This is a genomic window from Kitasatospora nipponensis, assembly GCF_039528135.1.
Lineage (GTDB): Bacteria > Actinomycetota > Actinomycetes > Streptomycetales > Streptomycetaceae > Kitasatospora > Kitasatospora nipponensis.
This window is the reverse complement of the sequence record NZ_BAAALF010000121.1, coordinates 1-2,398: the sequence shown is the minus strand read 5'-3', so window position 1 is coordinate 2,398 and position 2,398 is coordinate 1. Positions and strand designations below refer to the sequence as shown.

2 protein-coding genes are annotated in these 2,398 nt (G+C 73.8%); one reads left to right on the top strand and one right to left on the bottom strand.

The features are described from left to right. Window positions 1-232: 232 nt before the first annotated feature. Window positions 233-1,774 carry an MFS transporter gene (locus tag ABD323_RS27150; protein WP_344444610.1) on the bottom strand — a complete coding sequence of 514 codons (1,542 nt, stop codon included), beginning with the start codon at window positions 1,772-1,774 and terminating at the stop codon, window positions 233-235. A gap of 87 nt (window positions 1,775-1,861) precedes the next feature. Between ABD323_RS27150 and ABD323_RS27145 the strand changes: the two genes are divergently transcribed. Then, entirely contained in the window at window positions 1,862-2,278 is a 417-nt protein-coding gene (locus ABD323_RS27145) for a MarR family transcriptional regulator (protein ID WP_344444609.1), read from the top strand. Window positions 2,279-2,398 lie beyond the last annotated feature (120 nt).

The window sequence follows — 2,398 nt, the reverse complement described above, 5'->3', positions numbered from 1 at the left end:
GCCGCGCCCGGCCCACGAGGACGGGGGGGCGGGGGGGCCCGGCGCCCGCCGGGCAGCGAGGGGTCGCCTGCCCGGCGGGCGTCTTGCGTCCGGTCCCGGAAGCCCTCGCGGCGCCACCGCACCCCGCACGGTGCGTAGTTCGGACGCAGGCCGACACTGGCCGGCCCGTCGGCCGGACAGCGCAGCACCCTCCGACGGGTGCCCGTCGGAGGGTCCGGCAGATGACGCAGACTCAGACCCGCTCCTCCGCTCGTACGCTGTCGACCAGCGCGTTCGTCCGCACCACATCGTAGTCCGCCACCGGGTGGACGGCGGCGGTGCGCCGGCGGCGGTCGAGCAGGGCACCGAGCCCGGTCACCGCCAGCCCCGCCAGGGCGACGACGGTGACCAGGACCAGCGCCGGCCGGTAGCCGTCCAGTTGCTGCCGCGCGCTGCTACCGCCGTGGCTGCCGGCGGTGATCACGGCGCTCACCACGGCGAGCACCAGCGCGCTGCCCACCTGCATCGCGGTGTTCACCAGCCCCGAGGCCAGGCCCTGCTCCTCGTCGGCGACACCGTCGGTGGCGGCGATGTTGGCGCTCGGGTAGGCGAGGGCGAAGCCGATGCCCAGCAGCAGCATGCTCGGCAGCACCAGCGCGACGAAGGTGCTGTGGGTGTCCAGCCGCAGGAAGAGCGCGTAGCCCAGGACCAGCGCCAGGCCGCCCAGCGGGAGCAGCCGGCCGGTGCCGTAGCGGTCCACGATGGCGCCCATCCTGGTGGCCGAGAGCGCGACCAGGGCGCCGGCCGGCAGCAGGGCGAAGGCCATCTCCAGGGCGGACCAGCCGAGCACCCGCTGCAGGTAGAGGGTGACGATGAACTGGAAGCCCGCGTAGGAGCCCATCACGGTCAGCGCCGCGACGTTGGCCCGGGCCACCATCCCGTTGCGGAAGATGCCCAGCCGCACCAGCGGGTGCGCGGTGCGCTGCTCGATCAGCAGGAAGGCGGTGCCCAGCACGACCACCGCGGCGAGCGAGCCCAGGGTCCGCAGGCTGGCCCAGCCGGCGCTCTGCGCCTCGGTGACGGTGAAGACCAGCAGGAGCAGGGCGGCGGTGCCGGTGATGGCGCCCGCCACGTCGTAGCCGCCGTGGCCGCGCTCCTCGCGGGCCGGGCGGGGGAGCAGCCGGATCGCGGCGAAGAGCGCGACCAGGGCGACGGGTACCGGCATCAGGAAGGTCCAGCGCCAGCCGACCGAGGTGAGCAGCCCGCTGAGCACCAGGCCCAGTGAGTACCCGCTGGCGCCGCAGGTGGTGAAGATCGACAGGGCCCGGTTGCGGGCCGGTCCCTCGGCGAAGGTGGTGGTGATGATCGAGAGCGCGGCCGGGGCGGTGAAGGCGGCGCTGGCCCCCTTGAGGAAGCGGGCGCCGATCAGCAGGGCGCCGTCGTCGACCAGCCCGCCGAGCAGCGAGGCGGCGGCGAAGACCGCGAGGGCGATCAGGAAGACCCGGCGCCGGCCCAGCAGGTCGGCCGCCCGGCCGCCGAGCAGCAGCAGCCCGCCGTACCCCAGGACGTAGCCGCTGACCACCCACTGCAGTGCGGACGTGGAGAGCTTGAGGTCGGTGCCGATGGAGGGGAGTGCGACGCCGACCATCGAGACGTCCAGGGCGTCCAGGAAGAGGGCGGCGCAGAGCACGATCAGGGTGCCCCAGAGCCGTGGGCTCCAGTGGTCCTGACCGGTCGAGGTGTCAGAGGTCTTCGGGGAGTGGGGTGTTGATCCGTCGCGGGGTGCTGTGGTCATGGGCGAGACACTACATGCACGTGCAATCAATGCAAGTAAATATAATGTGAACTCATATAGTTCCCATGCATGTGCTAGGATGCGCCCGTGTCTGCATCAGAGGTGGTCCCCGACCAGGCCGAGCTGGTCCGCGAATGGCGCGCGCTGCTGGCCCGCCACGCGGCGACCTCCTGCGTCCTGGAGCGTGAGCTGGGCGAGGGGTTCGGCCTGGGGATGAGCGAGTTCGAGGTGCTGGAGCGGCTCGCGCAGGCGCCGGCCGAGGCGGCGGGCAACCTGCGGGTGCAGGAGCTGGCCGAGACGGTGCACCTCAGCCAGAGCGCGCTCTCCCGGCTGATCGGCCGGCTGGAGAAGGCCGGCCTGGTCGCGCGGGCGATGTGTGCCTCCGACCGCCGCGGCATCTACGTGCAGCTCACCCCCGAGGGTCGCGAGCGCTACGAGGCGGCCCGGCCGCTGCACCGCGCGGTGCTGGCCCGGATGCTGACGCCGCAGCCGCCGTCGCACTGAGGCCCGGCCGCCGCGCGCCCGCGCGGACCCCTCAGAGCAGTGAGCCGATGCCCGGGGCCGCGGCCAGCAGCACCACGGCGGCCACCGCGCTGTGCCGGGCCCGACCCGGGCGGGTCACGG